The sequence below is a fragment of the Pantoea piersonii genome (genome assembly GCF_003612015.1).
Lineage (GTDB): Bacteria > Pseudomonadota > Gammaproteobacteria > Enterobacterales > Enterobacteriaceae > Pantoea > Pantoea piersonii.
On record NZ_RARB01000012.1, the window covers coordinates 1 to 26,959 of the forward strand.

Below are 26,959 nucleotides of genomic sequence, written 5' to 3' on the forward strand. Positions count from 1 at the left end.
CCTGTTATGACGAAGCGAAATATTTGCTGGCTCTCGAAGCGAGACACTCGCCCTTACTGAAGCCATAAAAAGCTTGTCGAATGTCTCAGGGCGTGAAGCAGACCTTGACTGTGTGGTTTATGTGGGAAGAACTCAGTCTGTCCACGCAGATCGGCTACGGGCTCGTAATAGAGTTGATGCCTGAGTCCGGCGTGTTGCGGTTAGCCGGACCAGACCTGCAGAACGCAGGCCGGGCTGCAGTTCATTTCGACCTGACCATATCCCTCGGCTGAATACAGGCATCCCTGCTGGCATTCATGGTTCGTCTCAGGTCAATAGTTAAAAGTCTATTGCAGTGGGACGCACAACGATTTCATTGATATCGACAGCTTCTGGCTGGTTGATTGCAAACGCAATGGCCTCAGCCAGTTTTTCTACCGGAATAGCCGTTTCGTGTATCTTCCTGACCTGCTCTGCCACTGCTGCATCTGTCACGCTGGACGGTAAATCCGTATCAACCGGCCCGGGTGAAATAATGGTGCTGCGAATGTTGTATGGGGTCATCTCGATACGTAAACCTTCAGATATGGCCCTTACAGCAAATTTAGTTGCAGAATAAACAGCGGTAGTCGGACGAACACGAAGGCCGGCGACAGACGAAATATTAATAATATGGCCGCTTTTCTGCTTTTTCATGAAGGGAAGGGCTGCGGCAATGCCGTAAAGTGTGCCCTTCAGGTTGATATCTATAGCCTTTTCCCAGTCCTCGACCAGCAGCTGATCCAGTCGTGAGTTAGGCATGATACCGGCATTGTTAATCAGCACATCAATCCTGCCGAACGCCTTTACAGCCGCGGCAATCAGATTTTCAACGTCCTGACGGTTCGAAACGTCCATTTGCACAACTTCTGCTTTCCCGCCTGCCTGCGTAATTTCATCCGCCAGTGCAGTAAGCTTTTCCAGACGACGGGCGCCCAGCACGACATGCGCGCCTGCTGCGCTTAAGAGCCGGGCAGTTGCCTCACCAATACCGCTGCTGGCACCGGTGATAACAACGACTTTTCCACTCATATTACTGTTCATAGAGGATACCTTTACTGGTTTGCCGGAAATAACGGGAGAGCCCGGATAAGCCGGATAATAAATCCGGGGTTAGCCCGTCCTCAGAGTCACGGCGAGTATAGGAAGTATCCACCCTAGGTGATATTCCCGATAATCACCCTCTCAGTATGCAGATATTCACAAGCCACAAGCTGGTTCAATGCAGTCTTTAAGGAATTCAAGAACGGTACTGATGCGTCTTGCATACCGCACATCTTCATGAACGCTCAGCCAGACATCCTGAATGAGAGCCGGACCGTCGGGCTCTGCTGGAACAAGGTTATATTCCTTAGCCAGATAATCAGGTAACAGCGCGATACCGGCATGGCCCGCAGCCGCAACAGCCTGTATACGTAAATCATTACTGAAGAATACGACTTTCTGTTCCGTACACTGCTCTTTGAGCCAAGCCTGTTGTGGTGTCTCTGTCACGGAATCATCGTAAGCGATAACATTCCGCTCGCCTGAAGAGGCGAGATATTCTGCACTCCCGTAAAGCGTAAACCTGACCTGTCCAATGCGCTGTGTGCGAACGGCGGACTCGACGGGGCGAACCATACTGATGGTAATGTCTGCCTCACGGCGGGCAAGGGAAAGCCGTTCTTTGGTTACCTGAAGGGTCAGGCGAAGATAAGGGTAATCTTTACGCAAGCTCCCGATACAAGGAGCGATAAAAGAAGCAATGAAAGCCGGAGGAGCAGCGACCACTACGTCACCTTCTACTGCGCTCTGTTCAGCACTGGAGTAACGCTCCAGTGAGTAAGCAGATGCATTCATTTGTTCTCCGTAATGAGCTATCTGACGCCCGTCTTCAGTCAGGACATAAGCCCGGGGCCTGCGGTCAACCAGCCTGAGGTTAACTGACGCTTCAAGAGAAGCTATCCGTCGCGCAACGGTTGCATGATCGACGCCCAGTTTTTTTGCTGCAGATGCAAGCGAGCCGGTCTGGGCGAAGGTTGAGAAATAGCGCAGGTCTTCCCAGTCAAACATAAGGCCTCTCAATGCCGGTGAATAAAACAGAAAGTAATAAGAAATAACTTGCGTCTGCCTTCGCTGCAATGCAGGACGTTGTAACGGTGCACCAGATTGCTCCTGCTATCAACTCGTTAAGATTTAAAGAGTGTCCGCTTCTGGCACAAAGCGGACTGGCACAGTGCCTTTAGGCATGCACGCTCAGCGGCCGCTGAAACTGGCAGGGTTCACAGAGAAGGGACGTAACAAACTGAACAAGCGTTCTACAGGGCAGCGGGACTTAACTCTGGTGGCTGACATGGATTATGCGGTACCTGAGGGATTCAGGGCAGGTAGAGCGCGACCTGTCCGGATTTACTCGGCATATCGAGGAATATGACTGCTTTGATGATCAAGGTCCGCCAGGAGAGAAATACGTAAATTTGAGATACTCAGAGATGTCGAACGTTCTTCAACACCAGTGATGCTACAAGGTGAATTTGACGAAATTTGTTAAGTACTAAACAATGCTTTCTCAAGACTTAAGCGCCTCTCAAAGGAGTGACAAGTGCTGATAGACGAAGAAGTATATCTCGATGATTATCCTTTGAAACGTAAGAGATTCGTCTATGATAAACGCGTTCATTACAGTTACGTTTTTGTTGCCGGAAACGAAATTTATACGGTTATCATAGGCAGTCTTGTTGACGAATTTACCTTTAAAAAATCAGGATACCAGATGCCTGCGGGCGTAGCATTTCCGATGAACGGAATGGCAGAAGTCTACTTTGATGTATTCGACGGGATAGACAATCTGGGGGATTTTCGTCACGTGCATTTTGAAGGGTTAGGAGGGGCTGTCGTCCTGCAAACAGTCTCTTTAGCCTTGATCGCTCACTTTGAGGAGTTTGATATAGGCGGTTTCGTTTTCCAGGCCGCCGCCGGTGGCGTTGTTGATATCGGTCGCCGTACTACCCTGGAAGAGACGTATGACTATATGCTTGGGTTAAAAAGTGAACCGCGTTATAATCAGCGTACAGGATTGCCAAAAAAAGCTCCGCGACCATTGATACCGGAAGAGCTACAGTCGTATAAATTAGTAACAGAGGGGAGAGCCTTTTATGTCGTCTTACAATAAACAAGAGCGTCCCGTGCCTGCTACCTCTGTTCATTATGAGAAGAAAGTATTGAAGGCATTAGTTTCTACGGAGATGAAAAATTGCCCTGTGGATGCTGAGGCTCATTTGTGCGAACTTAAAGCCAGCCTTACTGCTACTAAAAAACATTCTTCAGCGACCATACTACGTAAGAAGTTGAAAGGCCATCTCGTGCGGGAACTGCATGAAATTTAATAGAATTAGTTAATAACAAGGCCCGATAATCGGGCCTTGTTGTTTTCTGGCATCCGAATAAATCAATTAAAGTGCTTTAAATTCTGCTGACTAACGCATCCATACTTGCCTCGCCCATAAGATTTCAGAGGTGGGGAGGATGGAAGCTTACAACACTGACTTTGTATGTTGAGGATGACGGCTTGCTTAAAGGTCAGGGTCCGTCAGGAGCGAGAAACGGACTTCATAATCGTTATTACTATGCCGTAGCTGTTAAAAATCCAGACGCATTGCTACGCGCCGGGCCGGATTGAAGCCCATCTGAACTTCCTCAGCTTTCTGGCTTATCAGGTGCGGCGGGCAAGATCGACCGTCCACTATCTCAAAACCCAGCGTAGCGTAAAATCTGGCATTGAAGGCGGCCATCTTATCTGTTGTCAGTGTGGCACCGGCCAGACCGCGTTGCTGCCCGGAGCAGAGGAGAGCCTGCATTAACAGTCTGCCGATTCCCCGGCGCTGCCAGTGTGGGTGTACATCAATTTCAGCGATGTGCAGCCATATATTTTCGACATTACCCGCTACAAATCCTACGGGCGTACAACCAGGCGCAAAGGCCGCCAGCAGCAGACCGTTACGGCTGAAATGACCAAATTCTTCCAGGCTATTTGCAACAGCCTGACCTGTCACAGCACCTGCTTCCCGTAGTGTTTCGAAAGCTGCTAACTCAATGGCGCGCAGTGAGGAAAAATGATTAGGCTGTGCAGCACTAATAGTGATGTCCACAATTCGGTTCTCCATTGCTTTCATTAATCTAAACACTGTTATGGCCTGTACCATACCCGTACCCAGTGAATAGCATAAATATGTCAGCCATGTCCGCTTCTGGCACCAGGCAGAGACTTATCTTTTAAAAAGCAGCAGAGGGTCAGGATCTGACCACTCTTGTCGTGACGTTCAGGTAAAAAAGCCGCCCGCAGGCGGCCTTTCAGATTCACGGGTGTTCGAACTGCTCGAAGGTACGCGGAGGAGGAGCCCCTGCATTGCGGAAATGTTTGTTTAGTTCTTTTCGGTCTTTCATGTGCATCAGCGTTTGTCTGACCTGATATTGCGTAGAGTTATTCTGCGTCAGACGACTCGTTACTGATGAGAACGGTTTTACAGCGCGCACCGGGCATGATTTTTTCCAGGCCTTCTGTCAGCATCCTGCCAGCCGCATGCAGTTCTTCAAGTGGCATTTCCGGCAGGCTCTCAAGAATGAACCACATATTACTGTCTGACACGCTCAGCCGGGTCCGGATGCCCTGTCGCCAGTTCCATCGCCGGCAGGTCACGCCGGTATCATCGCGCCAGATAACTTCTCCCGCCTCTGGTGACTCGCTTCCCGGCTGGCCGTCTTTTATTGTGTCAAATATTTCGGTTCCGTCAGCCACAACCAGTCGTGGCATTCCGGCGTAAGCTGCAAAGTTTTCTCCGCCCACCGGAACGGCATACCGGATACTGACGGCATTATATAGATCAACCACCGGATCGAGAGCGGCCATCATGCCATCCTTTATCGCTCTCTTTCTCAGGGCTTCTGCCGAGCAAGGCGTGCGTTTAGGTTTTGCACCGAAGGACCGGAAAACGTCCGCCCAGGCGCTAAGGTGCGCCTCTGCCCAGACCGGCTGCCCGGCTAAAGCAACCTCGCAAGCTTCACGCAGCGCGACTTCACCGACCCGTTTATCAGCCACAGGGGCGGATTCTACGCAGATACTCAGTGCACGGAAGCCTGGTGCAATGCGATAAATTTCGGCACTGATTGACGGTGACGCGGTTAACATATGATAATCCTGTAATGACTGATTTATTACATAATAATGACCGATGACCAGTAAAGTCAATATAACGACCGATGCCGAAGCAGGCAGGGTAAACCAGGCCGTTTCCGCGCACCTAAAGCTTTACCGGCGCCAGCATAAAATGTCTCTCGATGAGCTTTCTCGCCGTTCAGGCGTCAGTAAAGGAATGCTGGTAGAGATAGAAGCCTGTCGGGCCAACCCCAGCATTGCACTGCTCTGCCGTCTTGCATCTGCCATGGGCGTATCCGTGGCAGATTTTGTTAACGTGGCCGGCAAGCCCGCCGTTCACCTCATCGATGCTGGTGACATTCACGTGCTGTGGAAAGGAGAAAAGGGGGGCAACGCGCGTCTGCTTGCGGGCACAAGCGGGCCGGACATGATTGAGCTGTGGAAGTGGGTGCTTTATCCCGGGGAAGCTTTTGAGTCCCCCGGCCATCCGGAAGGCACCTGTGAACTTCTCCATGTGTCCGACGGGACGCTGACGCTTGTCGTCAGCGATACCACATACACGATAAGCTCCGGAGGGGCAGCTGTTGCAGAAACCGATGCGCCGCATGCCTATATGAACACTGGCACCGACGTAACCGTGTTTACCATGACGGTGCATGAGAAAGGTCGCTGAAATCAGCGCCTGTCGCTTTCCCCGATGCGATTTTGAATTGTTCACTCCCCTGGCAGGCCGATGAGAAAAACAGGCCGGACCGGCAGACAACGCCCACAGTAACAGGTCTGCTATTCAGCGATCCGGCTTTAAGCCGGACTAAAAAGGATAAGCCATGTTTAAAGGTCTCAGCGCGTTTTCACTTACTCCGTTTGCAGCTGGCTCTCCTGATGAAAAAGCCTTTCTGAGAATACTGCGGAGGCTGACTGATGCGAAGGTCGATTCCCTGGCGTACTCGGTTCGACAGGCAGCTACGTTTATATGACGCGTGAACAACGCGGGCGGATCGCCAGACTGGCTGTGGATAATGCCGGAAGCATTCCTGTGATGGTGTGTGTGGGTGCGGTCAGTACAGAGCAAGTGCTGCGGCTGGCCGATGATGCACAGGCACTCGGTGCCAGCGCGCTGCTGCTGCCACCGGTTTCTTACCAGGCACTGCATGATGACAAGGTATATGGACTGTTTGAAACAGTCGCGCGTCACGTATCGGTGCCCCTTTGCGTTTATGACAATCCGGGTACAACCCATTTTAACTTCTCAGATGAGCTGCACGGTAAAATTACGGCTTTACCTAGCATTCATTCTGTCAAAATTCCGGGCGTTTCTTCAGATGAGGAGGTTGCAGCTGCCAGGATAAGAAACCTGCGCGGCATGTTGCCTCCAGATGTAACAATCGGCATCAGCGGTGGCAGCTTTGCCGCCACGGGCATGACAGCTGGCTGTGAGGTCTGGTATTCAGTATTTAGTGGTCTTTTCCCCGTTGAGGCCAAAAAATCACAGAAGCGGCGGCGGCGGGCGACTACGCAACAGGGCAATCATGGCCTTGATGAAACCGACAAGTGCCTACGATATGCTTTTAATGATGCCTGGACAAATTCTCCCTGCACAAGCATCACCCTGTCGAAAGTGCTTCCGTAAGAAGCCGCGTTCAGACATCAGTGAACAGCTTTAAAGCTATAGGGTAATAAAGTCGGCCTGATGCTGCTTTTAAAAAAGCCGGCTGCTCGAGGAATGGCAACCGGCAATGTGGTAGAGAGCGATATCCTAATAGGGTGGTTATATCCAGCTATCGAACTGTAGCGTCATCTGATTGGCTGGTCTTTATAAGGTAACAAACGAACAGGGATGCACAAGCATAAGTAGCTAATAAATACAGTGATATTCATTAATTGGCTGAAAATATTAATAAAAACTGCATTATAAAAGCATGCCCTCTGTCTAAGGGTATGAGGATTCAGAATGACAAATCAGCAAGCTGTTCAGCGTGCATTTTAGAGAGTAACCACAGTTATTCTTTCGCTCTCGATTAATCATGACAGGGATTTCTATGTATAAAAAAATCCCGTACAGGGTGGGCAAACAGAGATGAAAATTTACTGAAACCACAGCGATGAATTATGGTGTTGTACTCTTCGGCTGTGAGCTGAAAAATTTTGACGATAACGCCCCAGCGACAAGATAAATATATACAGCGTAACGTTTGATCAGTTACGGGGAGCTGACATCGATGATGTTCTGTGTATACCGGAGCGGCGAGGGTAACAGCAGGAAAACCTGTTGACACGGCCGTCTGGTACTCAGTCCCGGCGACTCCGGCATTTCGGTACAGTTTGTATTTTTAACCGGAATGCGAAATGGAAAACCAGCCCACTCTGTGAAACTTTTCAGAATCTTCTTTTGATAATCTAAAAAGAACCCGCCGCGGCGGGTTTAAATGGACAGTCGCCCCTTGGGGGAGGGGCGAGGGAAAAGGATAATTCCTCTCTGTGCAGGTCTCAAACATCGTAGCAAAACTGATGTGTTGTGTCGTTCAAGAAACCAGCCCATCAGGATGAATGAGAATAATCCGCATTGCTGGCGCACCATTTCCCAGTGACGCTGGTGTCAAATATCATGACGCGATATGTTCGATCTGGCAGGAGTTTTATGGTTGCAGGAAATGCGCTTACGAGATGAGATGACTGATCACTTGAGGGTAACTGAGGACCCGGCTGCCTTTCTGCAGGGGAGAGAATAATGCGCATAATCTGCCAGCACTGCCGGGCTCAGCTCAGCAGGGAAGAAGATTAGCTCAATCCATGAAACGGGCTCTCGTCGTTACGGTTACATATAAACGGGCCGTACCTGCCCGGAGCGAAAAGCGAACCCATGCTAAACCTTTCACAGCTGGCATTTTCGGCGCCGTGAATCAATGAAACGTCAGCTTGCTTACCTGGATTGATTATCTTTTTATAATCTCTGCGGGCGGAACGTCAGGAAAAAATGAACAACGCCCATTGCGCCGTGAGCCCAGAAGTATGTTTCAATAAAGACAGTCAGAAATTTATGCAAATGTAAGATCTGGTGTGTCAGGACTGAATCCGGGCCGTATATAATGTTCAGAAAGAACCAGAGCCCACCGCACGCTGCAACGCCGAGCAGCGACAAGACGCCGAGCCCCTGTACTATCGCAGCAATTCCTCCGGTATGCGCTTCGGGTAGTCTGAACTGACGCAGCATGCTGAAATCTTCTGCTATTCCGCGAAAATCCAGTCGCACCCACGAGAAATAATACAGAAAACCGCGCTGAGTCAGCATCCAGTACAGCATGATGAAGCCACAAAACAACAGCCCAAAACCCGAAATGACGTGCAGCCATGTCACTATCCCCTGAAGAGAGAGTTGCCCCAGGGCCTCCCGTTCAGTCAGGTTTGAGTTAATAATTTGAGCCAGAACCAGCACTGCGACAATAATATGAAGAGTGCGAATGACTGAATTTCCCTGATGAGAAAGCGCATTGCGTAGGTTGACAGCCATCGTTTCACCGCCTTTGCCTGTAGTGGTTCTGGCAATCTGACAGGAAATGGTTAACTGATCCTTAATTCTATTCTGCTCTGAAAATTTTCGTCGTGCTTAAGAAAGACGTTATCCCTCTCCGGGATATATTTACACTTGGTTTCAGAATATCTACAGCGTCCGCTTCTGGCACAAAGCGGACACTTCGTCTCAGAAGCCTTCCAGTCTTTAATGCGAAAAAGTCAGACGAACAATGTGCAGCCTGCCTCTGAATACAGCGTTAACGGCATGAAATCGCCGGAAATCGTCAAAAACAGTTGATACCATCTGAAACCGTGCTGCGCCTGTCGAAGCCGGTTACGGGCCCAATAATCGCAGAAGTTAACTCCCTTTCCTGTATCTACGATACGGCCGTTATTAGATCATCAAGGGACAGCACCTAAGACTGTCTCAGATGCTCCGGTATGCTGGCTTTTACCAGGTGTTTCCCTGAAGAAACAGACTGGATAAGGGCTCTTTAGCCGACGCGTCATCTTGCTGCTGCGCAATAATTCCGGCTATCGTGGCTGGCCGCTTCTGGCGCGTATCTCCCGAATCCAGCCACGCCCGGTATCTGCTATTTTACTTGTAACCTTCAGTTGCCTGTATTGCTAAAAAGATCAGAACAGCTTCTTCAGAAGCTCTGCCAGTTAGCGTTACCCGATGCTGCAATGGAAGAGACTGCAATCTCCGCTACCGGCGCCGGACTTTTTTCGCGCGCGCGTGGGGAGAACGCTGTTTTCTCAGCGTCCGCAGTCAGGGTAAAGGTATTTACCAGCTCGTTAAGCGATGCAGCCTGCTCCATGAGTGAGCGTGATGCAGCTGAAGCCTCCTGAACCAGCGCAGCGTTCTGCTGGGTCACATCATCCATCTGATTGACGGCCTGATGTACCTGACCAATTCCCTGTGACTGTTCTCTGGCTGCCACAGAAATTTCATCGACCAGGTCAGTGACCTGCCGTATAGCATCATTCATGCGCGACATATTTTCTCCCACACCTCCCGCCTGCTCTGCGCCGGCAGCAACAAAATCAGAGGAAGATTCGATCAGCGCCTTGATTTCGCGGGCAGAGGACGACGACCGTTGCGCGAGGTTTCTGACTTCGCCTGCTACCACGGCAAAGCCGCGACCCTGCTCACCTGCCCGCGCAGCTTCAACAGCAGCGTTAAGTGCCAGAATATTGGTCTGAAACGCAATCCCTTCTATAAGCGCAATGATGTCTCTGATTTTGGCTGAACTGCCTTTGATGTCATCCATCGTTGACAGCAGTGCGCGGACGCGCTCCGCGCTGTCCTCTGAGATTTCATTCGCATTTTTTGCTAACTGGCTGGCAAGGCGTGTATTCTCCGCGGTCTGACGAACCGTTTCGCTGAGTTCAGACATACTCGCCACCGTCTGCTCCAGCGAGGCGGCCTGCTCTTCAGTGCGCGAGGACAAATCTTCATTACCCGCCGAAATCTGTGCAGATGCGGTACTGACTGACTGAGCAGAAGATCCGACTCTTGCCAGAGAAGCTGAAACATTTTCTATGAGGTGGTTAAATGCTCTGGCGGTCAGGCCAATTTCATCCCGGCGTGACTCATCTGCCCGGAGCGTTAAATTAAGCCGCTCGCTGGCTGTTTCCATTGTCTGACGCATGCCATTGAGCTGGCGGCGGATAGCAAAAATAGTTTTGATCGTGAAAAATGACAGAATAATGATGGCAAGTGCCGAACCTCCCGTCAGGCTCCAGACTGTAGTCTGGTATTTCTGATCGTTCTCTTTACGCAGTTCGTTGCTAACACTGACATTCAGCTGTAACTGCTTCTCATAGCCAGTAATCAGCTTTCGGGCTGTTTCCCCAATACCGTTATTCCCCTGAAGCACGCCGGGGGACGCGGCACCATTTTGCGCGCGGGAACCTTCCAGAAAAGCCGGCAGCGTGGCTTCGATTTGCCTGATAGTGGCGAAGGACGCTTCCGTCATTCTGCGGTCGTCGTCATTTGATATATCATGCTCAAGATAATACTGATTCAGCGATTTAATCTGGCTGATTACGCGGTCAATGTTTTTTTCGACTGCAGCCTGACGGCTCTTGTCTGTGTCGCTTTGATAACGATAAAGCCAGGTAATGAGTGAGTTACTGCTGTCTATCATTTTGCTGATGTCAACGAGTGAAGGAATGGTGTTCTCGTGAACGTACTGGAAGCGGGACTGGAAACCACTGCATACTATAATGGCCACGAAAACCATGGAAATAAGTGCAGCTGAGAGTAGTGAGAAAGTAAGGATCAAACGTTGTGTGATAGTCATAAAAATTTCCTGCCATAGATGATATCTGCAATGCAGAGAGCGGGTTAAAAAACACACTTCGGAGCAGGTATCGGCCAAAAAAAACAGAAATTCAGACAATGAAACCTAAACAAACGAACTGCCGGTGATAAGGGCACAACCTCTGGAAGAGCATTCAGGCACGCCGGGTGGATTAAGCCTGTCGGATATCTTACATAGTGGAGTGCACTGGCGGTCTGTGCGCGGCTGAATTCGGGGGACAGAATCCACAGATTGCAGTCGCATCAGGATCTGAGTCTCAAAGCGTTTAAATGCGCAGCAGGCTCTTCAGTAAGAAAGGTGGTTCCGGCACTTTGCCCGGCCTGCATCATAAACCCCAGCTGATGCCATTGTGCATGGCTATACGCAAAGGTGGATAGCGGGCAGTTTGAAGAGGTATCAATAGCTAATACGCCATTGAAGTATAATTCCATCACACATTAGTTAACGTGTGATTGGCTAATTCAGTTTCTGGCATCAGGCAACCTGGCACTGATTCACAGTCCGCTATGAACGAACAGCAGACATTCTACTCATGGCGGCTGTAAGGCATGATTGTCAGGCTATGTTCAATGTTTCTCCATAACCCATTAAGCCGTGAGCATATTTGTGCATTTTCAATCAGTGCAAATTCTGCCGCATCAGGGAGTATGTAAGGCGCATCAAGCGTTGCTCTGGGGCAGCATTTTTCGGTCAGCACTGCGCCCATAACGCTTAATGTTTCTGAGAGCTGGGAGTGCGCCAGACGGGCCCGGACAGACAGGTTGGGCAATGACAGCGGTTTATCCAGCAATTCTCCGCTGCTTACAATCCAGTCAAGCGCATTTTTTATGACGCCGGTGACGCCATGTGCATATTCCGGGCTGGCTAATAAGACCAGGTCTGCCCTGGAAAGTGCGTTTCTCCAGTGGTCAACAGCAGGCTTTGGTTTAGATTCATCATCAACATTAAAAAGGGGGATTTTGTCCAGGGAGTCATATATTTCAAATGTGATGCCCACAGGACAAAGTAAAGACATAGCCCATAAAAATACGGTATTCAACGAAGCAGCACGAAGACTGCCTGATACGCCCAGTACATGTTTTCCATTTCTCATTCAAGTACGTCCTGAATATTCATACTGCCTGACCTGCCCAGTTTGATGACCAGGTATTGTCAATCTCTTTCAGAGACTAAGCCCTGAGCTCATCATAAGAAACCATGACATGTTCACGGAAAGCCTGACGGGAAGTCAGGCGCATATAATATGCCCGCACATTGGGAAGGGGGCTCCGGTCAATATTGATATCATAATAACGGTACAATACGTGACCGAACTGAATGTCTGCCAGTGTAAAGGCTTCTCCGACTAAAAAGGGATGTTCTGAAAGGCGCTTTTCTGCAATCAGAAGCTTTGTTTCAAAATACTCTACAGCTGCATTGATAGCCTCAGCATCCCGCTTGTTTTCAGGGGTGCGGACGACTCGCCAGAAGACTGGCGCAGTAAATGTCTGGGCAATATTGAGCTTTGACCACTCCGCCCATCGATCAACTTCGGTTTTAGCTAACAGATCAGCAGGCCAGAAGCTTTCACTTCCATACCGATTAGCGAGATAACGTAATATCGCGCCTGTTTCCCACAGTGGTGTATTGGCGTCATCCTGCAATACCGGTACGGTACGATTAGGGTTAAGGGCGTAAAACTCGTCAGAGTCTGTACCCCCATATTTATGACCAACATCGTGACGTTGATAAGGCAGTCCCATTTCACCTATACACCACATGAGAGCCTGTACGTTCGATGATGTTTTCCTTCCCCATACTGTCAGCACTGATTGCTCCTGTCTTTAACGACTCAGAAAACATTAAGGGAATGCGTCCCACAGAACATCTGGGTCATCCTGATGCATATCTCTTTCATTTGAGCAGAACGGGATAATGCCAGATAAGTATGCGATCTTCCTGCAGGCTGCCCATGACTGCTCCAAATTCGTATCCATTATCATCAGTTACACTACTTGAGACGCTTCCCGCGCGTCATCTGTTTCACTCGTAACAGTGCCATACATCCTTCAAAGTCCGCTTCTGGCTCAGAGCTGCCAGAAGGGAAATCATCCGGCAGTAGTAAGCAATCAGCAGGTCTGGTGCGTTACTTCACAGGGATGAGGTCAACCGGTATAGTTTTCAAAGAACCATTTAATTCAGTGATATAAATTGCCATTTGAGAAAACACAAAAGGGTTTCTCTTTGATTCTTCGTGCTTCTCCTTGACCAGTAAATTACAGCTTTTTGAGCATACATATGCCGCAGCCGTCGTGCCCTGTCTCGCCCATTTTCTCAGCGTAACGAAACCCAAAGGCTTCGTACAGGCGGACCGCATCCTTTAACTCATCGAGGGTTTCGAGATAACAGGCCTGGTATTTCATAGCAGTAGCCTGAGCAAGAATGAATGCAATCATACGCCTTCCAAGCCCCATGCCTTTAACGTCGCGGCTGAAATAAAGTTTCTGCATTTCGCAGATCCCTGTTTTACCCGGAAGCGGGGCGAGACCAGCTCCGCCAACAATTATCCCCCTGGCTTCAACGACCCAGTACCCCGTTCCGGGTTGGTTGTAAACCTCGCTTAAACGTTCAAGCTCCGGGTCATGCAGGCTGACTCCCTCAAGGTGGTCGATTTTATTATCCCTGAAGCTGTTGCGAATGATTTCAGCAACAGCTGCATTATCTCTGGCCTCGATCGGCCGGAAAATTATTCCCGCTTCACGCTGCCGGCGTGCATTGTGTAAGCTTCCGGCAAAGCGGGTGATGGTGTCAAAAAACGCCTTTATCTCGTCTTCAGAAGAGGAGGCGAGCGCTTCTTCAGTAAATCTGTCGGCATTTTCCTCGAGAGACATTAGTCGTTGCTTTCCTGACGCGTTTAACCGGAAAGTTGACGCTCTGCCATCCTGATTATCATGCTCTCTTGTCAGATACCCCATCTCAGTCAAAGTGCGAAGCGTTCGGCTCATGCTTGGCTTTTCCACACAGAGTTTTGTTGCCAGTTCTGTTGCGCCTGAAGGCTTGCTGTTCAGCTCAATCATGATGTGGCTCTGAAGAGGGGATAACTCAGTTCCGCTGGCCTTACGACCGAGCATGCCCAGTTCCCTTACCATGTCGCGCATGGCTGCGCGAAACTGGCGTATTTCATTTCTGTTCATTTATCCGGCCTGATTAAAAATTTCACAGGGATGATACACAATGTAGTTAACGGTGTTAACTACATTGTGTATCATGACTGACCAACTGCATGCCAGGTAATGATTTTTTTATTGTCGTTAATGGAAACTAACAGAGCCAGAATGAAGCTGTTATAGCTTTAAGTTCAGCTTGCAATTAACACCCCGAAAAAACTATCAGGGATTTTAAAATGGACATAAGTATCCGGACGCCCCTTATCCATTCTCTTCCTTTAAGCCAGCAAAGCGGATGCAATATCTGGTTAAAAATGGAGTCTTCGCAGCCTACGGGTTCATTCAAGCTCAGAAGCGCAGGACATACCTGCAATCACTATGCCAGCCGAGGGGTTAAAGGCTTTGTAAGCTCATCGGGCGGAAATGCTGGTATCGCGGTGGCGCACAGCGGTCGCAGGCTGGGTTTGCCGGTGACGGTTGTTGTCCCTGAAACCACTCCGGCGCGTGCCAGACAACTCATCGAAATGGAAGGTGCAGGGCTTGTTGTACATGGGAAGGTATGGAGTGAAGCCAATGATTATGCTCTTTCTCTTGTGACGGATGAAGTCGTCTACGTACATCCCTTTGATAATCCATTACTGTGGGAAGGCATTAGCACGATGGTGGATGAAGTCATCAGCGAGGGACTGCGCCCGGATGCGGTTATCCTGTCAGTTGGTGGTGGCAGCATGTTATCCGGCATCGCGCAGGGGCTGGAAAAACATCAGCTCGGCCATATTCCGGTTTATGCTGTTGAAACTCACGGAACGGCTTCCCTTAACGCCTCGCTTAATGCCGGTAAGCTGGTACGTCTGGATAAGGTCAGCGGCATAGCCACGACGCTGGCCGCCAGTCAGGTATGCGAGAATGCTTTTAATGTGGCCAGCCGTATGGACGTCAGAAGTATGCTGGTTTCTGACCAGGAAGCGCTGAATGCCTGCCGGCGCTTTCTCGATGACCATCGGGTGCTCACTGAGCCTGCATGCGGTGTGTCACTCTCACTTTTGTACGACAAAAAAGTCCGGTTCAAACCGGCCGATAATGTACTGGTCATCATATGCGGCGGGGCCTCTGTCACGCTGGAAGGGATCGCGGGCTGACAGAAGATCGCATTTATCCTGCCAAATTTCATGAGCAAAAGGATGGGCGAACTGCCCGGTTAATTAACCTGTTTTAAAGTGAGTTATGCCCGCTGTGGCACAAAGCAGACTGGCGCGTGGGTCAAGGTCCGCTGTGAGCGAGGAGCAGAAGCCGGATAGCCGTTCTTTGTGCGATCAGTATGTGGAAGGGATAGCCGTACATCATTCAGACAATAAATTTATTGAAACTGGTATATCTCGGTGCTAAAACAAAAGAACGCTTTTTATCACTCTGTGTGTCTTCAGTTCCCGATACTCAACTCATAAGAGAAAGTCAGAAAATGATTAAATCAGTTCAGGGAGTGACCACCGTCACCACCACCGGAATTTCCGGCGGCGTTGGTGTATCTGTGACTGGCTTCTGACAAAACAGATTCTGATTCCCCGCCAGACCGGACGGGGAATGACATCTCTCCGTTCATAACCTTCTGAATGGAGAAAATAATGATTTCATCTGAGAACGCGCTTTTAATTATCGATATGCAGCAGGGACTTTTCCATGGTCCGGCTTCTCCGCATTCAGCACACTCAGTTCTGTCAAACATCTGTTTGCTAATCGCAAAAGCGAGGCAGGCCGAGGTGTCCATCTTTTTTGCCCGCCACACCGGACCTGATGATTCCCCTTTATCAGAGCAAAGTCCGTTAACACAACTGATCCCCGAAATAAGCGTGAACCCTGAGCATGATGTCGTGTTTATCAAAAAGTATCCCAGCTGTTTCCGGGATACCAGCCTGCAGCTTCAGCTTCTCCGGCGAGGCGTTAAACAGCTGGTTATTGCCGGGATGAAAACAGAATTTTGTGTGGATACCACATGCCGCGCAGCTGTTGATTTGGGATTCAGAACCGTGCTGGTTTCAGATGCGCACACAACAATGGATACCAGGCACCTGGCAGCAAATGAAATCATCGGCCATCACAACGTCACGCTGGCTGGCCCGTTTGTGACGCTCGTGACCGCGGCTGACTGGAACTTCCATTCTGAGAAATGAGTATGAAATAAGGGCCGTTCACAGGGCGGCTCAAATGCCTGAAATCCACTTTTAGCACACTGCAGATGATCGCACTTTTTCCAGAAAGAAGCGGGAGGGAGAACTGAAACTGGCTTAGGGGCATAAGTGTAAGTGGAGCAGAGCGCCAAGACGTGGCGTTTATGCGATACCCATACAGGCTATGCGGTTCCGGAGGGGTTCTGGAGTGGGTGAGAGCGACAAAGCAACATATCGTATTCAGGCTGCAGTGAGCGAGGAACGCAAGTACGCATTAATTCCCTTCCTGCAGGTAAGAATTTATTTTTTACCCGAGCTGCCTGCTTTGTTATGTAAGAAATCAATAAACGAACGTACTTTTTCCGGCAGATGGCGTGTATCAGGATAAAGCGCGTAGATCCCCTGACGAGGAAAAAGATGGTCTGGTAACAGCCTGATTAGTCCTCCCTTAGCCAGCTCATCCTTTACTAACCAGGCTGGCAGGATAGCAACGCCAGCGCCAGCCAGGACAAAGGCCAGTAATGAGGACGCACTGTCGGCCTTGATCATGGCAGCATTATTTACATTAAATAAAACAGTATTTCCTTCTGGAACTGTAACCTGCCAGCTCAATGGTGTTGATAACCGGCTGTGCGCAATCCATTTTGCATCAGCAAGTTGTGCCAGGTTCCCGATTGGCTGCCCATCAAGGGTATTCATATAGCCAGGTGAAGCAACCGGGAAAATATCAAACTGGTCGATTTGCCTGGCATGGTGACTGGAGTCGGCAAGCTGGCCGAGCCTGATAGCTACGTCAAAACGACCAGATATAAGATCGTCATTCTTCGATGACGAAACGTGTTGAATACGTAGTTGCGGGTGCTTTGCACTGAATTCTGCCAGTGCCGGCACGACAACGCGTGCGCCATATTCCGGTGTTGTAGTGATTCGAAGTAAGCCACTCAAACCCGAATGTTCGTTGCGAACGTCGTCCAGTATACGTTCCGCATCCTGAAGAAGCTGCAGGCAGTGATGATAAAATCGCTCACCCGTATCTGTCGTTGCCACTCTTCTGGTGCTTCTGGTCAGTAACGAGACACATAGCTCTCCTTCCAGCTGTTTAACGTTAAAGCTCACGACTGCTTTAGTCAGTCCCAGCGTCTGGGCTGCACCGGTAAAACTTCCTGCCTCAACCACAGCAACAAAAATTTCCAGACGCTGCATATTAATCATCCATCACTCCTTCCAGAACAGATACTGTCAAAAAATATTTGACAGTATAACAACCGAGACGGGATTTATCCCCGTTAACGGTGCAACTACAATTCGCGTCTTGTACAGTCCCTTCGAGAAGAAAATGAATTATCGCGTACGCGTTGCCAGTGTGTATTTGCTGGGTTTTTTTATCGATTTGGTGAATATGTTTATCGCCAGCGTCGCTTATCCTGAAATTGGCCGGTGTTTTGAGGCGTCTGTTAACCAGCTGGCATGGATAAGTAACAGCTATATATTAGGCCTTACTATGGTCATACCACTCAGCAGCTGGCTGGCAAGACGCATTGGCACAAAACGTCTTTTTATGATCTCTCTGTTTATCTTTATTGCGGGTACCTGCGGTGTCGGGATGTCATCTTCTGTTATGCAACTTATTGCATTGCGCTTGTTGCAAGGTATAGGCGGTGGATTATTGATCCCGGTTGGTCAGACAATGACATATGCACTTTACAGGAGCCATGAACGCGCAAAATTGTCTTCAGTCGTGATGCTCGTTGCTCTCCTGGCACCTGCCTTGTCACCGGCAGTGGGCGGACTGCTCGTTCAGCATATCAGCTGGCGCTGGGTGTTTCTGGCAAGCCTGCCGCTGGCCATTCTCGCCTTAGTGCTGGCCGGATGCTGGCTTAAAGCCGACAAACAGCTCGATTCTAAAGAACGTTTAGACCTGGCAGGGCTGATTACAGGCTGTTCAGCATTAACCCTGATTCTTCTGGGCCTGACTTACCTGGGAGATTCTAATCACTTTGAACAGGGTGCACTGGTAATATTGCTCGGGTTCCTTTGTCTGGGAGGCTATGTATGGAGTAGCCTGAATAAAAATAAACCATTATTAAACCTGCGGCTTGTTAAGAACCCACTGTTACAGGCTGCAATGCTGATATATCAGTTCGTGCCGGGTGTATTTACCGGGGTGAGTATGCTGACCATGCTCTATCTGCAGAACCAGCTTGGTATGCATGCAAGTTTGGCAGGCGCAATGATGCTGCCCTGGTCTCTTGCCTCCTTTGCAGCGATCAGCCTGACCGGGAAGCGGTTTAACTGCTGGGGACCTCGTCCTCTGTTTATCACAGGTTGTCTGGTTCATGCTTTCGGAATTGTATTACTGGCCCTTACGGGTCATGGTGCGAATGAATATATTTGTATATTTGCGTTCACATTGATGGGATTTGGCGGCAGTTTGTGTAGCAGTACAGCTCAAAGTTCTGCCTTCATTCAGATTGCAGACAGCGAGCTTGCTGATGCCAGTGCATTATGGAATATCAATCGTCAGCTTAGTTTCTCTTTAGGTGTTACGCTGGTCAGCCTGCTTTTTAACCTGATTGCTGATACAAACACTCCTGCAGAAAAGGCTTACCATCTTTGCTTTGTGATATCAGCATGTAGTGCTGTTATTCCTGTCCTTTGTTGTCTACGAATCGCTAATCAGAAGGTTATCACCGCACTTAATCAGGAGCAAAAATGAATCGTTATTTTAAGGAAGTATTAGATGCACACGAATTGATAAGCAGCTGGCTGGGCAATACTGAAGCTGATGATGACATCTGCGTAAACTTATTATCACATTTTAGTCCGTTATACACCATGGTGACGCCCGGGGGGATGGTACTGGATTTTAACGGCCTGAAATCTTTTTTCCTCAGTCAGCGTGGCGCACGTCAGGGGCTGAATATTAAAATCCATGATATGCAGGTTATTGTTGAAGATACGAGCGGGGCGACTGTAGTTTATAAAGAGGAACAGCAGCTTGCCGGACAGGATGCTACGTTACGATTTTCAACTGTCGTGTTTGAACTGAGTGATGATGACCATGTTATCTGGCGTCACCTGCATGAAACCTTTCTGTTGCATACCTAATCGGTGATATTCCATGTTAATAATGCTGCAGTCTGGATACAGGATCACAAAAAAGCAGCAACTATCGGCTGGAGTGAAGTATGCGCGCGCCAGCTGCTCACACTTCTGGCCGTTCAGTGTTGCAAGCGAGATGATTACAGTTGCTGTCGGCTTGCCGGAGGAAGACGAGCTTTATGACATTGCGATGGCTTACTGTGCGCCGAGGTTTGTATGAAAGCCCGGAAAGCTATCCCTGGAAAAGTCATGCTGAATACTGGCTGGTTACCGGTCTTTACAGTCAGATGAAAGTGAAGAATCTGAGTGAAAGCGAATTGCTCAGAACCGTTTTGCATAGTCAGTGTTTGTATAAGGTCCCTCGGATTACAGGAGAATGCAAACGTTTAAAACCGGGTCATGAGTTACATAACCCGGTGTGCAGGGCAGGAAGGCAGGATATAAAGCGGTTAGGCCACTTACGTTCCTAAATACTTATTAAAAAAAGGAATAAGTTGTTCCAGTGCTTCGGACGTCGCTTCGGGACGATCGTACAGATCATAGTGTGAAGCGCCTTTCACTACCTGAAGCGTTTTCTCGGTGGATCGGGCTCTCTGATACAGTTCATATCCGTCGCGATAGGAACCAAAACCTCCTGGAACGTTGCCGATAACAATATGCAGAGGTTGTATCAGTAATTTCTCCGTAAAGGCAAAAGCATCCCAGTTCAGTGTGGCAGCGGTGCTGGTAAAGCGCAGCTTGTTGGGGGAACCAGGGTGTTGTCCCCGGGAAGTGGTGTAATAATCTACCGCCTCTATAATATCGATATCCGCAATGCCCGATTTGGCCAGTTCCTCAGCGTTGGCCGGGATGTAGCCCACCACGAGCGGAGCAGCTCCACGGACCTCAGCAGTACGTTGCCTGCCAAGTGCTTCTATCATCCTGAGAGCGGCATCCGGCCCCGAATCGCCCTCACGCATGATGCGTCCGTAGTTGGCAGCAACCACAGTTGCAACCGCCCGGAAGCGGTGATCGGTCGTTGCGGCGCTGACGGCATAACCACCTCCGCCGCAGACCCCCAGTACACCAATGCGCTCCTCATCCACATAAGATAAGGTCATAAGGTGGTCTATTGCGCACCGGAAATCTTCCACGCGGGTGGAAGGATCTTCGCTAAAGCGAGGCTCACCGCCACTTTCCCCCTGCGTGGATGCATCGAATGCCAGTGTAATGAAACCCGCTTCAGTCAGTTTCTGACCGTAGACTGAGCCTGCTGTCTGTTCTTTACAGCTGCTAATAGGATGAGCGCAGACAATGGCCGGGTATTTTTGGTTTGCATCGAATCCGTCAGGAAAACGGATTGTGGCAGCAACCTGCCAGGTGTTATTCGTGAAGGTCACGGATTGTTCATGAGACATAGCATGCACTCCTCAAACTTATTAAAATCCCCGGCGCATCAGTGCGGGACTCGGATATAAGGATAGACAGGCGGCTTAAGCATCAGGCGGCGATCAGCACTGACGATGCCCACGATACTGTCGCTGTCATAGAGTTGCCATGTGTAATCTGCCAGAGTTTCCGCGGTAATAAATGAATCCTCTGCGAACAGACCATCTCCATTGATCCCGCTATTGTCGGATGAGCGGACGACAAATTCACTCTGCGTTGGACCCGGGGCTATTACTTTGGCCCGCATCTTTTTTCCTTGATCCTGCAGATTCTGAGCAAGCCCCTCAGTAAACGCAGCGACAAAGAACTTGGTGGCACAATAGGTGACGGCAATATCAAACACGGAATAACCGCCGACAGAAGCTACGTTGATTAGCGTTGCCTCCCGCTCGGCATAGTCCCTGGTGTACAGCAGCGAGAGCGAAGTCAGAGCCTTAATATTCAAATCCAGCATCCGGGTTGCTTTGGATAAATCCATATCCCAGGGCATGGAAAAATCACCAAAACCGGCATTATTGATCAAGACAGAGAGATCGTAATCATCGAGCTGGCGATACAGTTTTTCCGCCTGGCCTTCCTGCGACAAATCGCAGGGGTTTGCGATAACCTGCACCGCATATTTGCCTTCAATGTCTTCTTTTAGTCTGTGCAACTCGTCCTGACGGCGGGCAGTAATAATCAGGTTATGGCCGCGGGATGCGAATTGATAGCTAAGCGCTTTACCGATCCCTGAGCTGGCTCCGGTGATAAGAGTATATTTCATGATAATGACCTCTGGTCTGTGTCTGCCTGTACAGGCGAAATCCCGCAGGCAATGGACGTAATTACAGATTTTCTGAAAAGAAAGGTGCAAACATTTCTGTCGCTTCCGCCACATAATCAGGCTTGTCATACATGTCGATATGGGTGGCATTATTAACAATATGAATTGTCTTTTTCTGACTGGCGGCACGCTGATAAATTGCTTCCGTCATCCAGCGCGTCCCCGCCTCGCTACCCGCAATGACCAGCATGGGCTGAGTCAGAAAAATATCAGCATGATTGAATGCATCGTAGGTAATAAGCTGCGCCAGGCTGCGGGTAGTGAATTTACTGGGGGCATTACGGTGCATCGCCCGGGGTGTCCGGTAATACTCATAAGCCTCGGCAAAATCCCTGTTTGGCGCCTCTTCCATGGAGTTCGGCGTTGTTGGCAGATAACCAGTGGCCGCACCTTTAGCCTCAGCAGTGCGTTGCTCTGCAGCCATCCCGAGGAGTTCAAAAGACGATGAAGGCTTAAGATCGCCTTCCCAGCCAAGACGATACATATCACCATAATTGACCGCACTTACGGTACCGAGCGCTTTAATTCTGCGATCCATCATGGTGGCGTGTATGGCGTAGCCACCTCCCGCACAGATACCCAGAACGCCAATTCGCTGTTCATCAACGCAGTTCTGCGCGACCAGATAATCAATAGCTGTAATAATATCCTCTACCCGGTTGTAAGGATTTTCGAGCTGGCGGGGTTCTCCGCTGCTTTCTCCCTGATTCGAAGCATCGTAGGCCAGGGTAATAAAGCCATGACTTGCCAGCTTTGCAGCGTAGAGGCCTGAAGTTTGTTCTTTAACGCCGCCACTTGGATGGACAACTACAATGGCGGGGTAGCGCTCTGCTTCATTGAAATTCTCAGGGAGAAACAAATTTCCCGCCATATTGACTTCTGCGTTGGTAAAGCGAATGGATTTCATCATTTATTTCTCCCGGGGCTGGGTCCAGTAGTTACGATGAATTGATGATAGGAGTGGACAGCATTTTTGATTAGCTGGGATAATCAAATGACAGTTATTAGCGTGGCTTATTAATATGATGAAAGAGAATCTCAACGATCTCATTACATTTCTGACGGTGATTCAGGAGGGGAGTTTCACACGGGCAGCCGTGAAGTCGGGAACGTCCCAGTCAGCAGTGAGCCAGACCATCAGTAACCTTGAAGCACGCCTGCAGCTAAAATTACTAAATCGCACAACCCGAAGTCTGACACTTACGGAAGCGGGAGAGCGCCTGGCACTGATTATTGGACCGGCATTTGAAGAAATCTCAGATGGGCTGGAGCAACTCGCTGAAATGCGTGATAAACCTGCAGGCAGGGTTCGTATTTCTGCCGATGAATATGCCATTCAGCAGGTGCTGTGGCCGAAGTTAGCGCCGGTGCTGAGAAATTATCCCGATATTCATCTTGAACTCATCACCGATTATGGTCTGGTTGATATTGCCAGAGAGCGCTTTGATGCTGGTGTAAGGCGAGGTGGGCTGATCGCTCTGGATATGATTGCCATCCCGATTAGCGCGGAACACCGTATGGTCGTCATCGTATCGCCTCATTATCTTCCCGGCAAGGATTTGCCTGAAACCCCAGCAGAACTGCTTACCCTGCCGTGTATCAATCTGCAGCTACCCACGCATGGGCAGAATTTGACGTGGACGTTTTTAATTGACGGGCAGGAGCAAAAATTGCGGGTAAAAGGGCAAATTGTCGTTAACGACATTAATCAGGTCCGTCAGGCCTGTCTTGATGGCTATGGATTTGCATATGTACCGCAGGCACTGGTGCAGAATGATATCGATTCCGGCCAGCTGCTGACCGTTCTGGACGACTTCACTATTACCTTCCCGGAATATTATCTGTATTACACCAGCCGCCTGAAGTCTTCGGCTGCTTTTAATGTCATTATTGAAGCGCTCAGAAATAAAAAGTGAGCCCAAAATTCAACGACCTTGCATGAATTGCCCCATAAGAGTATCCGCAAGCCCGGGAATGGTTTAAGCACATGATCTGACTGAACGTGATGTGTATGAAGCAACAGAAAAGTACAGCACTCCCCGCGGCCAGCTGCTAGGCGGAGAGACGCGAATGTTATTCTCTCACGCATAGAAAACCTTGGCCTGGGATGGTTGTGCGTTTGCGTAAATGTTGTTCCTCCAGCCGGTGATGGTCGCAGGTCACGTAAGTTTGACCAGGGAAAAGATCTTAACACCAGCCGTTACAGTAACAGGCGCTCCTCCAGGGCGAGCGCTTTTCCTTATTTCACTCTATAACCTTTTAAAAAACAATAAGTAGCTGTCATTGTGGGGAAGTATCGTATGCCCGCTGAACGAAGATTACTTCCAAAGATGAACGTGTACGTATATATTATCTACGTTCATCTAAAGCAATGTGTAAAATTTATGGAAAATCACGCTTACATAACCATCAAAGAGGCGGCGACACAGCTCGGTGTGACGCACAGGACGCTTAAGTATTATGAAGAACTCGGCATGGTTGTCCCGAAACGCACCAGGGGACGTTACCGGCTTTATGATGATAACGATTTGATACTCTTAAAGCGTATTATCCGTTTACGTGCGTTAGGTTTCTCTCTCAGTACCATTCAGGAAATTATCAGCCGGCCTATGGAAGTGAACGAGGCAGGAGCGGCAGAATATAGTCTGGAAACATTACGTGATATTGCTTCAGCCATAGAAAAGAAACTGAATATTGTTATTCAGCGAATCGAGTCAGCCCGGCAGGAGCTTAGCGAAGCTGGAAAGCTGAAAAATGAGTTAACTGAGGATTTAACTTATCTGGCCCGTCGTATAGCCGGAGAATCATCTGCAGCCCTGACTAGTGAACGGCTGGCTTCTTCAAAATACACGGATAAAATAAGTAAAAAATGATGACTTCAGTTTCTGCTCATGACAGGACTAGGCTTACAAAAGATATATTTTTCCCCTTAACCATCGCACTGTGCGTGGGGTTAGAGTTTTTCGATAGTACTTTTTTTTCATTTTATGCCCGTTATATTGCCGGCGGGATCAATGCACCTGCAGATGAACTGGTCTGGTCAACCAGTCTCTATGCGGTGGCTTCAGTAGTTGGGATACTTCAGCAGTCATGGCTTATTGAGCGCATCGGTTATCGTGCATATCTGACGCTCTGTTTGCTGGGTTTCAGCCTGGCTTCATTACTGGTTTGTTTTACGAGTTCTTCAGCGGAAATGGCTACCCTGCGGTCGGTGCAGGGTTACTGTATGGGCCCTATGTTAAGCATCTGTAGAATAATTCTGCAGTTCTCCCTTGACGGTAAAATGCGTGGCCTGGCATTGAAATTGTTTTTATTCTGCATACTGCTTTCGAGTGCTGCTGCACCCCTGATAGGGGGCTACCTTATTGGCTATTTAGGCTGGAGAACACCTTTTGCCGCTATGTCATTAACCGGTGGCGTCATAGCACTCATGGTGTTTTATGTGGTACCGCAACAAGGGAAATCCGAGACGTCACAACGTACCGAAGCGCATTTCTGGCCTTATATTATTTTTACGCTGGCTATCATTTCGCTACAGACCGTCATGCAGCAGGTACAATTCCAGCGCTTTACCTCGGCTCCTTTTATGCCACTGCTGACAGGTGCTGGGCTTATGGCTCTGGGTTGGTTTACCTACCATCAATGGCGACATCCACGGCCACTATTGAACCTTCGTACCTTCAGAACCGATTTATTCAGAACCGGCCTGGTGATGTATATGCTTTATTATTATATAAATAACTCTATGGGGTATCTTATTTCCAGAATGCTTGAAGGAGGACTGAATTACCCTGTTCAGAATGCTGGTCTGTTAGTTGGAGGGACGTCGTTACTTGCGCTATCTCTGATGTTTCTGTATTTTCGCTTTGCTCCAAAGATAAAAAATAAAAAGTTAATAATTATTCCCGGCTGGCTGATAGCTGTTGTTATTGCAATATGGATGTTGAAAATGCCACCTGATGTAAGTGAAGACTGCTTGCTGATACCTTTGTTTTTGCGTGGTGGATTGCTGCTGACGATCGCTTTGCCTGTCGGCGGCAGTGCATTCAGCCTTTTTAGTGAAGAGGACTACAGTCACAGTTACAGACTGAAAAATATTGTAAAGCAACTGACTTACTCTTTTTCTACCGCGTCTGTCATTATGCTCGAACAGGAAAGGGAAGCGCTACACTATTCTCGTCTTGCCGAGGCAGTTACCATGAATAATATTGCCTTTCAGAACATGATGGGTACACTATCCGGGCAGCTTACTATGATTCCTGAGACAGAAATAAAGCAGGCATCACTTGTGTTAATCCAGAAGATGGTTATTAGTCAATCTGAAATGCTGAGCGTTCAGGATGGCTTCTTATTTCTTGCAGCTATAGCTTTGATTGCGGGAATATTTTCTTTGTGGCAGCGAAAAATTTGATTTTAACCTGTCCTGCCAGAGCTGTCCGGTAGTTTCTTCAGTATTATTGCCAGACTATCCTCAGGCTGATAAATCAGGATCCGAAATGAAAAAAAGAAGCTGATTGCGTTTAGCCATTTGAGCAAAATTTGCCCCCTTTTGTATTAAACTCAGCCCCGCCAGAGGTGAAAAGATTATGCGCGTTAGCGCATGAAGGCACCAAAAGCCATACCAGATTCACTTGGCGCCTGTAGCCCGACAAAGGCGGTTCCGATTCCCGGGAGCGGGGGGATGTTTTGTGAGAGTAAAGCAGCCATGCTCGCCAATAGCAAAGGCGGACATCGTGCTTAAATACTACTCACATGGCTGAGTCCAGTCCGCATGGTGATTCAAAAAGGCCTCTTAAAACTATATCAGCATGACTTTTCGCCAGCGAGTCCAGATCAGGCCGCAGTGTGCTGTCTTCTGGGAAAATTTCATGAAAAAGCGTCGCCGTTACCATCGGTCCGATGACTGAAAGCGCCTGATGCAGCGCATTTCCATGCCTGACTTCTCCCCGCTTTTGCCCTTCAGTAAGCACGACAGTTATCAGGCTGAGTACGCGGGCGACAACATTGTCGTGCCAGATGCGTGCAAGATCAGGGAATTTTTTCGATTCGCTTATCACCATACGGGCTATGGCCGGCACATGACTGTTACTCGCGCCTTCGGCCGCAGTATTCAGAATCAAGGGAATAATGAATCGCGCTGAACCGCTGAGTTCAGAGGCAGCCTTATCCATCCCTTCCAGATGACTGGTAAATGCAGAACGTGCAACGGCCCTGAATAAATCTTCTTTTGTCGCAAAGTACAGGTAAAGCGTACCTTTTGCCACACCTGCACGCTTAGCCACTTCATTCAGGTTAGTACTGGCATA

At 49.0% G+C, this 26,959-nt stretch carries 24 protein-coding genes and 4 pseudogenes; 13 read left to right on the forward strand and 15 right to left on the reverse strand.

What is annotated here, in order from left to right; all coding sequences use genetic code 11:
- Positions 1-318: 318 nt before the first annotated feature.
- Positions 319-1,062, reverse strand: a complete 744-nt coding sequence (locus D7S44_RS21335) for an SDR family oxidoreductase (RefSeq protein ID WP_120458228.1) — start codon at positions 1,060-1,062, stop codon at positions 319-321.
- A 156-nt stretch (positions 1,063-1,218) separates the two neighbouring features.
- A complete protein-coding gene (locus D7S44_RS21340; RefSeq protein ID WP_120458229.1) occupies positions 1,219-2,070 on the reverse strand; it encodes a LysR family transcriptional regulator in 852 nt (283 codons plus the stop codon).
- 529 nt (positions 2,071-2,599) lie between these two features.
- Here D7S44_RS21340 and D7S44_RS21345 point away from each other — a divergent pair.
- Complete coding sequence (locus tag D7S44_RS21345; protein WP_120458230.1) at positions 2,600-3,169, forward strand: hypothetical protein; 570 nt, start codon at positions 2,600-2,602, stop codon at positions 3,167-3,169.
- The gene (locus D7S44_RS23395; protein ID WP_147402124.1) at positions 3,153-3,383 is read left to right on the forward strand and encodes a hypothetical protein; all 231 of its coding nucleotides are present in this window, start codon (positions 3,153-3,155) and stop codon (positions 3,381-3,383) included. The genes D7S44_RS21345 and D7S44_RS23395 overlap by 17 nt, the downstream gene beginning before the upstream one ends.
- A gap of 252 nt (positions 3,384-3,635) precedes the next feature.
- Here the strand turns inward: D7S44_RS23395 and D7S44_RS21350 are convergent, their stop codons facing one another.
- Together D7S44_RS21350 and D7S44_RS21355 are read right to left on the reverse strand one after the other, a co-directional pair.
- Positions 3,636-4,145, reverse strand: coding sequence for a GNAT family N-acetyltransferase (locus D7S44_RS21350; RefSeq protein WP_120458283.1), 510 nt, complete (start codon positions 4,143-4,145; stop codon positions 3,636-3,638).
- Positions 4,146-4,477: 332 nt separating this feature from the next.
- On the reverse strand, positions 4,478-5,182 hold the full coding sequence (locus D7S44_RS21355; protein WP_120458231.1) for a B3/B4 domain-containing protein: 705 nt from the start codon (positions 5,180-5,182) through the stop codon (positions 4,478-4,480).
- A gap of 43 nt (positions 5,183-5,225) precedes the next feature.
- Here D7S44_RS21355 and D7S44_RS21360 point away from each other — a divergent pair, with 43 nt between their 5' ends.
- Complete coding sequence (locus D7S44_RS21360) at positions 5,226-5,822, forward strand: helix-turn-helix domain-containing protein (protein ID WP_120458232.1); 597 nt, start codon at positions 5,226-5,228, stop codon at positions 5,820-5,822.
- A 154-nt stretch (positions 5,823-5,976) separates the two neighbouring features.
- A pseudogene (locus D7S44_RS21365) lies at positions 5,977-6,664 on the forward strand (dihydrodipicolinate synthase family protein); the annotation flags it as partial.
- A 1,426-nt stretch (positions 6,665-8,090) separates the two neighbouring features.
- Here D7S44_RS21365 and D7S44_RS21370 read toward each other — a convergent pair.
- The 5 genes from D7S44_RS21370 to D7S44_RS21390 form a co-directional block, all read right to left on the reverse strand.
- Positions 8,091-8,657: a cytochrome b/b6 domain-containing protein gene (locus D7S44_RS21370; RefSeq protein WP_120458233.1), complete on the reverse strand. Its 567-nt coding sequence runs from the start codon at positions 8,655-8,657 to the stop codon at positions 8,091-8,093.
- Between the two features lie 652 nt (positions 8,658-9,309).
- Positions 9,310-10,968 (reverse strand): methyl-accepting chemotaxis protein, encoded by a 1,659-nt coding sequence (locus tag D7S44_RS21375; protein ID WP_120458234.1) that lies wholly within the window; start codon positions 10,966-10,968, stop codon positions 9,310-9,312.
- A gap of 547 nt (positions 10,969-11,515) precedes the next feature.
- The gene (locus D7S44_RS21380) at positions 11,516-12,082 is read right to left on the reverse strand and encodes an NADPH-dependent FMN reductase (protein WP_120458235.1); all 567 of its coding nucleotides are present in this window, start codon (positions 12,080-12,082) and stop codon (positions 11,516-11,518) included.
- 76 nt (positions 12,083-12,158) lie between these two features.
- On the reverse strand, positions 12,159-12,797 hold the full coding sequence (locus D7S44_RS21385) for a glutathione S-transferase family protein (RefSeq protein WP_120458236.1): 639 nt from the start codon (positions 12,795-12,797) through the stop codon (positions 12,159-12,161).
- A gap of 447 nt (positions 12,798-13,244) precedes the next feature.
- On the reverse strand, positions 13,245-14,162 hold the full coding sequence (locus tag D7S44_RS21390) for a bifunctional helix-turn-helix transcriptional regulator/GNAT family N-acetyltransferase (RefSeq protein WP_120458237.1): 918 nt from the start codon (positions 14,160-14,162) through the stop codon (positions 13,245-13,247).
- A gap of 209 nt (positions 14,163-14,371) precedes the next feature.
- Here D7S44_RS21390 and D7S44_RS21395 point away from each other — a divergent pair, with 209 nt between their 5' ends.
- Both D7S44_RS21395 and D7S44_RS21400 read left to right on the forward strand, forming a co-directional pair.
- On the forward strand, positions 14,372-15,274 hold the full coding sequence (locus D7S44_RS21395; RefSeq protein ID WP_120458238.1) for a pyridoxal-phosphate dependent enzyme: 903 nt from the start codon (positions 14,372-14,374) through the stop codon (positions 15,272-15,274).
- Between the two features lie 483 nt (positions 15,275-15,757).
- Positions 15,758-16,303: a cysteine hydrolase family protein gene (locus tag D7S44_RS21400; protein WP_120458239.1), complete on the forward strand. Its 546-nt coding sequence runs from the start codon at positions 15,758-15,760 to the stop codon at positions 16,301-16,303.
- A 297-nt stretch (positions 16,304-16,600) separates the two neighbouring features.
- On the opposite strand, the gene D7S44_RS21405 is transcribed toward D7S44_RS21400, so the two are convergent.
- Positions 16,601-17,512, reverse strand: coding sequence for a LysR family transcriptional regulator (locus D7S44_RS21405; RefSeq protein ID WP_120458240.1), 912 nt, complete (start codon positions 17,510-17,512; stop codon positions 16,601-16,603).
- Positions 17,513-17,636: 124 nt separating this feature from the next.
- Between D7S44_RS21405 and D7S44_RS21410 the strand changes: the two genes are divergently transcribed.
- From D7S44_RS21410 to D7S44_RS24155, 3 genes and pseudogenes are all read left to right on the forward strand, one after another.
- Positions 17,637-19,016 carry an MFS transporter gene (locus tag D7S44_RS21410; RefSeq protein ID WP_120458241.1) on the forward strand — a complete coding sequence of 460 codons (1,380 nt, stop codon included), beginning with the start codon at positions 17,637-17,639 and terminating at the stop codon, positions 19,014-19,016.
- Entirely contained in the window at positions 19,013-19,408 is a 396-nt protein-coding gene (locus D7S44_RS21415) for a DUF4440 domain-containing protein (protein WP_120458242.1), read from the forward strand. The genes D7S44_RS21410 and D7S44_RS21415 overlap by 4 nt, the downstream gene beginning before the upstream one ends.
- 22 nt (positions 19,409-19,430) lie before the next feature.
- Positions 19,431-19,872: pseudogene (locus tag D7S44_RS24155) on the forward strand (replication protein P).
- Here the strand turns inward: D7S44_RS24155 and D7S44_RS21425 are convergent.
- The 3 genes from D7S44_RS21425 to D7S44_RS21435 form a co-directional block, all read right to left on the reverse strand.
- Entirely contained in the window at positions 19,861-20,799 is a 939-nt protein-coding gene (locus D7S44_RS21425; protein WP_120458244.1) for an alpha/beta hydrolase, read from the reverse strand. The pseudogene D7S44_RS24155 and the gene D7S44_RS21425 overlap by 12 nt on opposite strands.
- A 38-nt stretch (positions 20,800-20,837) precedes the next feature.
- Positions 20,838-21,593: an SDR family NAD(P)-dependent oxidoreductase gene (locus tag D7S44_RS21430; protein ID WP_120458245.1), complete on the reverse strand. Its 756-nt coding sequence runs from the start codon at positions 21,591-21,593 to the stop codon at positions 20,838-20,840.
- A gap of 61 nt (positions 21,594-21,654) precedes the next feature.
- Positions 21,655-22,563, reverse strand: coding sequence for an alpha/beta hydrolase (locus tag D7S44_RS21435; RefSeq protein ID WP_205685249.1), 909 nt, complete (start codon positions 22,561-22,563; stop codon positions 21,655-21,657).
- A gap of 112 nt (positions 22,564-22,675) precedes the next feature.
- Here D7S44_RS21435 and D7S44_RS21440 point away from each other — a divergent pair, with 112 nt between their 5' ends.
- The 4 genes and pseudogenes from D7S44_RS21440 (at position 22,676) to D7S44_RS21455 (ending at position 26,064) form a co-directional block, all read left to right on the forward strand.
- The gene (locus D7S44_RS21440) at positions 22,676-23,569 is read left to right on the forward strand and encodes a LysR family transcriptional regulator (RefSeq protein WP_240629512.1); all 894 of its coding nucleotides are present in this window, start codon (positions 22,676-22,678) and stop codon (positions 23,567-23,569) included.
- A 67-nt stretch (positions 23,570-23,636) separates the two neighbouring features.
- Positions 23,637-23,777, forward strand: a pseudogene (locus D7S44_RS24070) (alpha/beta hydrolase); the annotation flags it as partial.
- Between the two features lie 260 nt (positions 23,778-24,037).
- Positions 24,038-24,526 carry a MerR family transcriptional regulator gene (locus D7S44_RS21450; RefSeq protein WP_120458286.1) on the forward strand — a complete coding sequence of 163 codons (489 nt, stop codon included), beginning with the start codon at positions 24,038-24,040 and terminating at the stop codon, positions 24,524-24,526.
- On the forward strand, positions 24,523-26,064 hold the full coding sequence (locus D7S44_RS21455; RefSeq protein ID WP_205685251.1) for an MFS transporter: 1,542 nt from the start codon (positions 24,523-24,525) through the stop codon (positions 26,062-26,064). The genes D7S44_RS21450 and D7S44_RS21455 overlap by 4 nt, the downstream gene beginning before the upstream one ends.
- A 337-nt stretch (positions 26,065-26,401) precedes the next feature.
- On the opposite strand, the gene D7S44_RS21460 is transcribed toward D7S44_RS21455, so the two are convergent.
- Together D7S44_RS21460 and D7S44_RS24050 are read right to left on the reverse strand one after the other, a co-directional pair.
- Positions 26,402-26,824, reverse strand: a complete 423-nt coding sequence (locus tag D7S44_RS21460) for a TetR-like C-terminal domain-containing protein (protein WP_257026240.1) — start codon at positions 26,822-26,824, stop codon at positions 26,402-26,404.
- 45 nt (positions 26,825-26,869) lie between these two features.
- A pseudogene (locus D7S44_RS24050) lies at positions 26,870-26,950 on the reverse strand (helix-turn-helix domain-containing protein); the annotation flags it as partial.
- Positions 26,951-26,959: the final 9 nt, after the last annotated feature.

What these genes read in the sequence shown, in the direction of transcription:
- D7S44_RS21335 (WP_120458228.1), bottom strand. Translation starts at nt 1,062, where the DNA reads ATGAACAGTAATATGAGTGGAAAAGTCGTTGTTATCACCGGTGCCAGC.
- D7S44_RS21340 (WP_120458229.1), bottom strand. Translation starts at nt 2,070, where the DNA reads ATGTTTGACTGGGAAGACCTGCGCTATTTCTCAACCTTCGCCCAGACC.
- D7S44_RS23395 (WP_147402124.1), top strand. Translation starts at nt 3,153, where the DNA reads ATGTCGTCTTACAATAAACAAGAGCGTCCCGTGCCTGCTACCTCTGTT.
- D7S44_RS21355 (WP_120458231.1), bottom strand. Translation starts at nt 5,182, where the DNA reads ATGTTAACCGCGTCACCGTCAATCAGTGCCGAAATTTATCGCATTGCA.
- D7S44_RS21360 (WP_120458232.1), top strand. Translation starts at nt 5,226, where the DNA reads ATGACCAGTAAAGTCAATATAACGACCGATGCCGAAGCAGGCAGGGTA.
- D7S44_RS21370 (WP_120458233.1), bottom strand. Translation starts at nt 8,657, where the DNA reads ATGGCTGTCAACCTACGCAATGCGCTTTCTCATCAGGGAAATTCAGTC.
- D7S44_RS21375 (WP_120458234.1), bottom strand. Translation starts at nt 10,968, where the DNA reads ATGACTATCACACAACGTTTGATCCTTACTTTCTCACTACTCTCAGCT.
- D7S44_RS21380 (WP_120458235.1), bottom strand. Translation starts at nt 12,082, where the DNA reads ATGAGAAATGGAAAACATGTACTGGGCGTATCAGGCAGTCTTCGTGCT.
- D7S44_RS21390 (WP_120458237.1), bottom strand. Translation starts at nt 14,162, where the DNA reads ATGAACAGAAATGAAATACGCCAGTTTCGCGCAGCCATGCGCGACATG.
- D7S44_RS21395 (WP_120458238.1), top strand. Translation starts at nt 14,372, where the DNA reads ATGGACATAAGTATCCGGACGCCCCTTATCCATTCTCTTCCTTTAAGC.
- D7S44_RS21400 (WP_120458239.1), top strand. Translation starts at nt 15,758, where the DNA reads ATGATTTCATCTGAGAACGCGCTTTTAATTATCGATATGCAGCAGGGA.
- D7S44_RS21405 (WP_120458240.1), bottom strand. Translation starts at nt 17,512, where the DNA reads ATGATTAATATGCAGCGTCTGGAAATTTTTGTTGCTGTGGTTGAGGCA.
- D7S44_RS21410 (WP_120458241.1), top strand. Translation starts at nt 17,637, where the DNA reads ATGAATTATCGCGTACGCGTTGCCAGTGTGTATTTGCTGGGTTTTTTT.
- D7S44_RS21415 (WP_120458242.1), top strand. Translation starts at nt 19,013, where the DNA reads ATGAATCGTTATTTTAAGGAAGTATTAGATGCACACGAATTGATAAGC.
- D7S44_RS21425 (WP_120458244.1), bottom strand. Translation starts at nt 20,799, where the DNA reads ATGTCTCATGAACAATCCGTGACCTTCACGAATAACACCTGGCAGGTT.
- D7S44_RS21430 (WP_120458245.1), bottom strand. Translation starts at nt 21,593, where the DNA reads ATGAAATATACTCTTATCACCGGAGCCAGCTCAGGGATCGGTAAAGCG.
- D7S44_RS21435 (WP_205685249.1), bottom strand. Translation starts at nt 22,563, where the DNA reads ATGATGAAATCCATTCGCTTTACCAACGCAGAAGTCAATATGGCGGGA.
- D7S44_RS21440 (WP_240629512.1), top strand. Translation starts at nt 22,676, where the DNA reads ATGATGAAAGAGAATCTCAACGATCTCATTACATTTCTGACGGTGATT.
- D7S44_RS21450 (WP_120458286.1), top strand. Translation starts at nt 24,038, where the DNA reads ATGGAAAATCACGCTTACATAACCATCAAAGAGGCGGCGACACAGCTC.
- D7S44_RS21455 (WP_205685251.1), top strand. Translation starts at nt 24,523, where the DNA reads ATGATGACTTCAGTTTCTGCTCATGACAGGACTAGGCTTACAAAAGAT.
- D7S44_RS21460 (WP_257026240.1), bottom strand. Translation starts at nt 26,824, where the DNA reads ATGGATAAGGCTGCCTCTGAACTCAGCGGTTCAGCGCGATTCATTATT.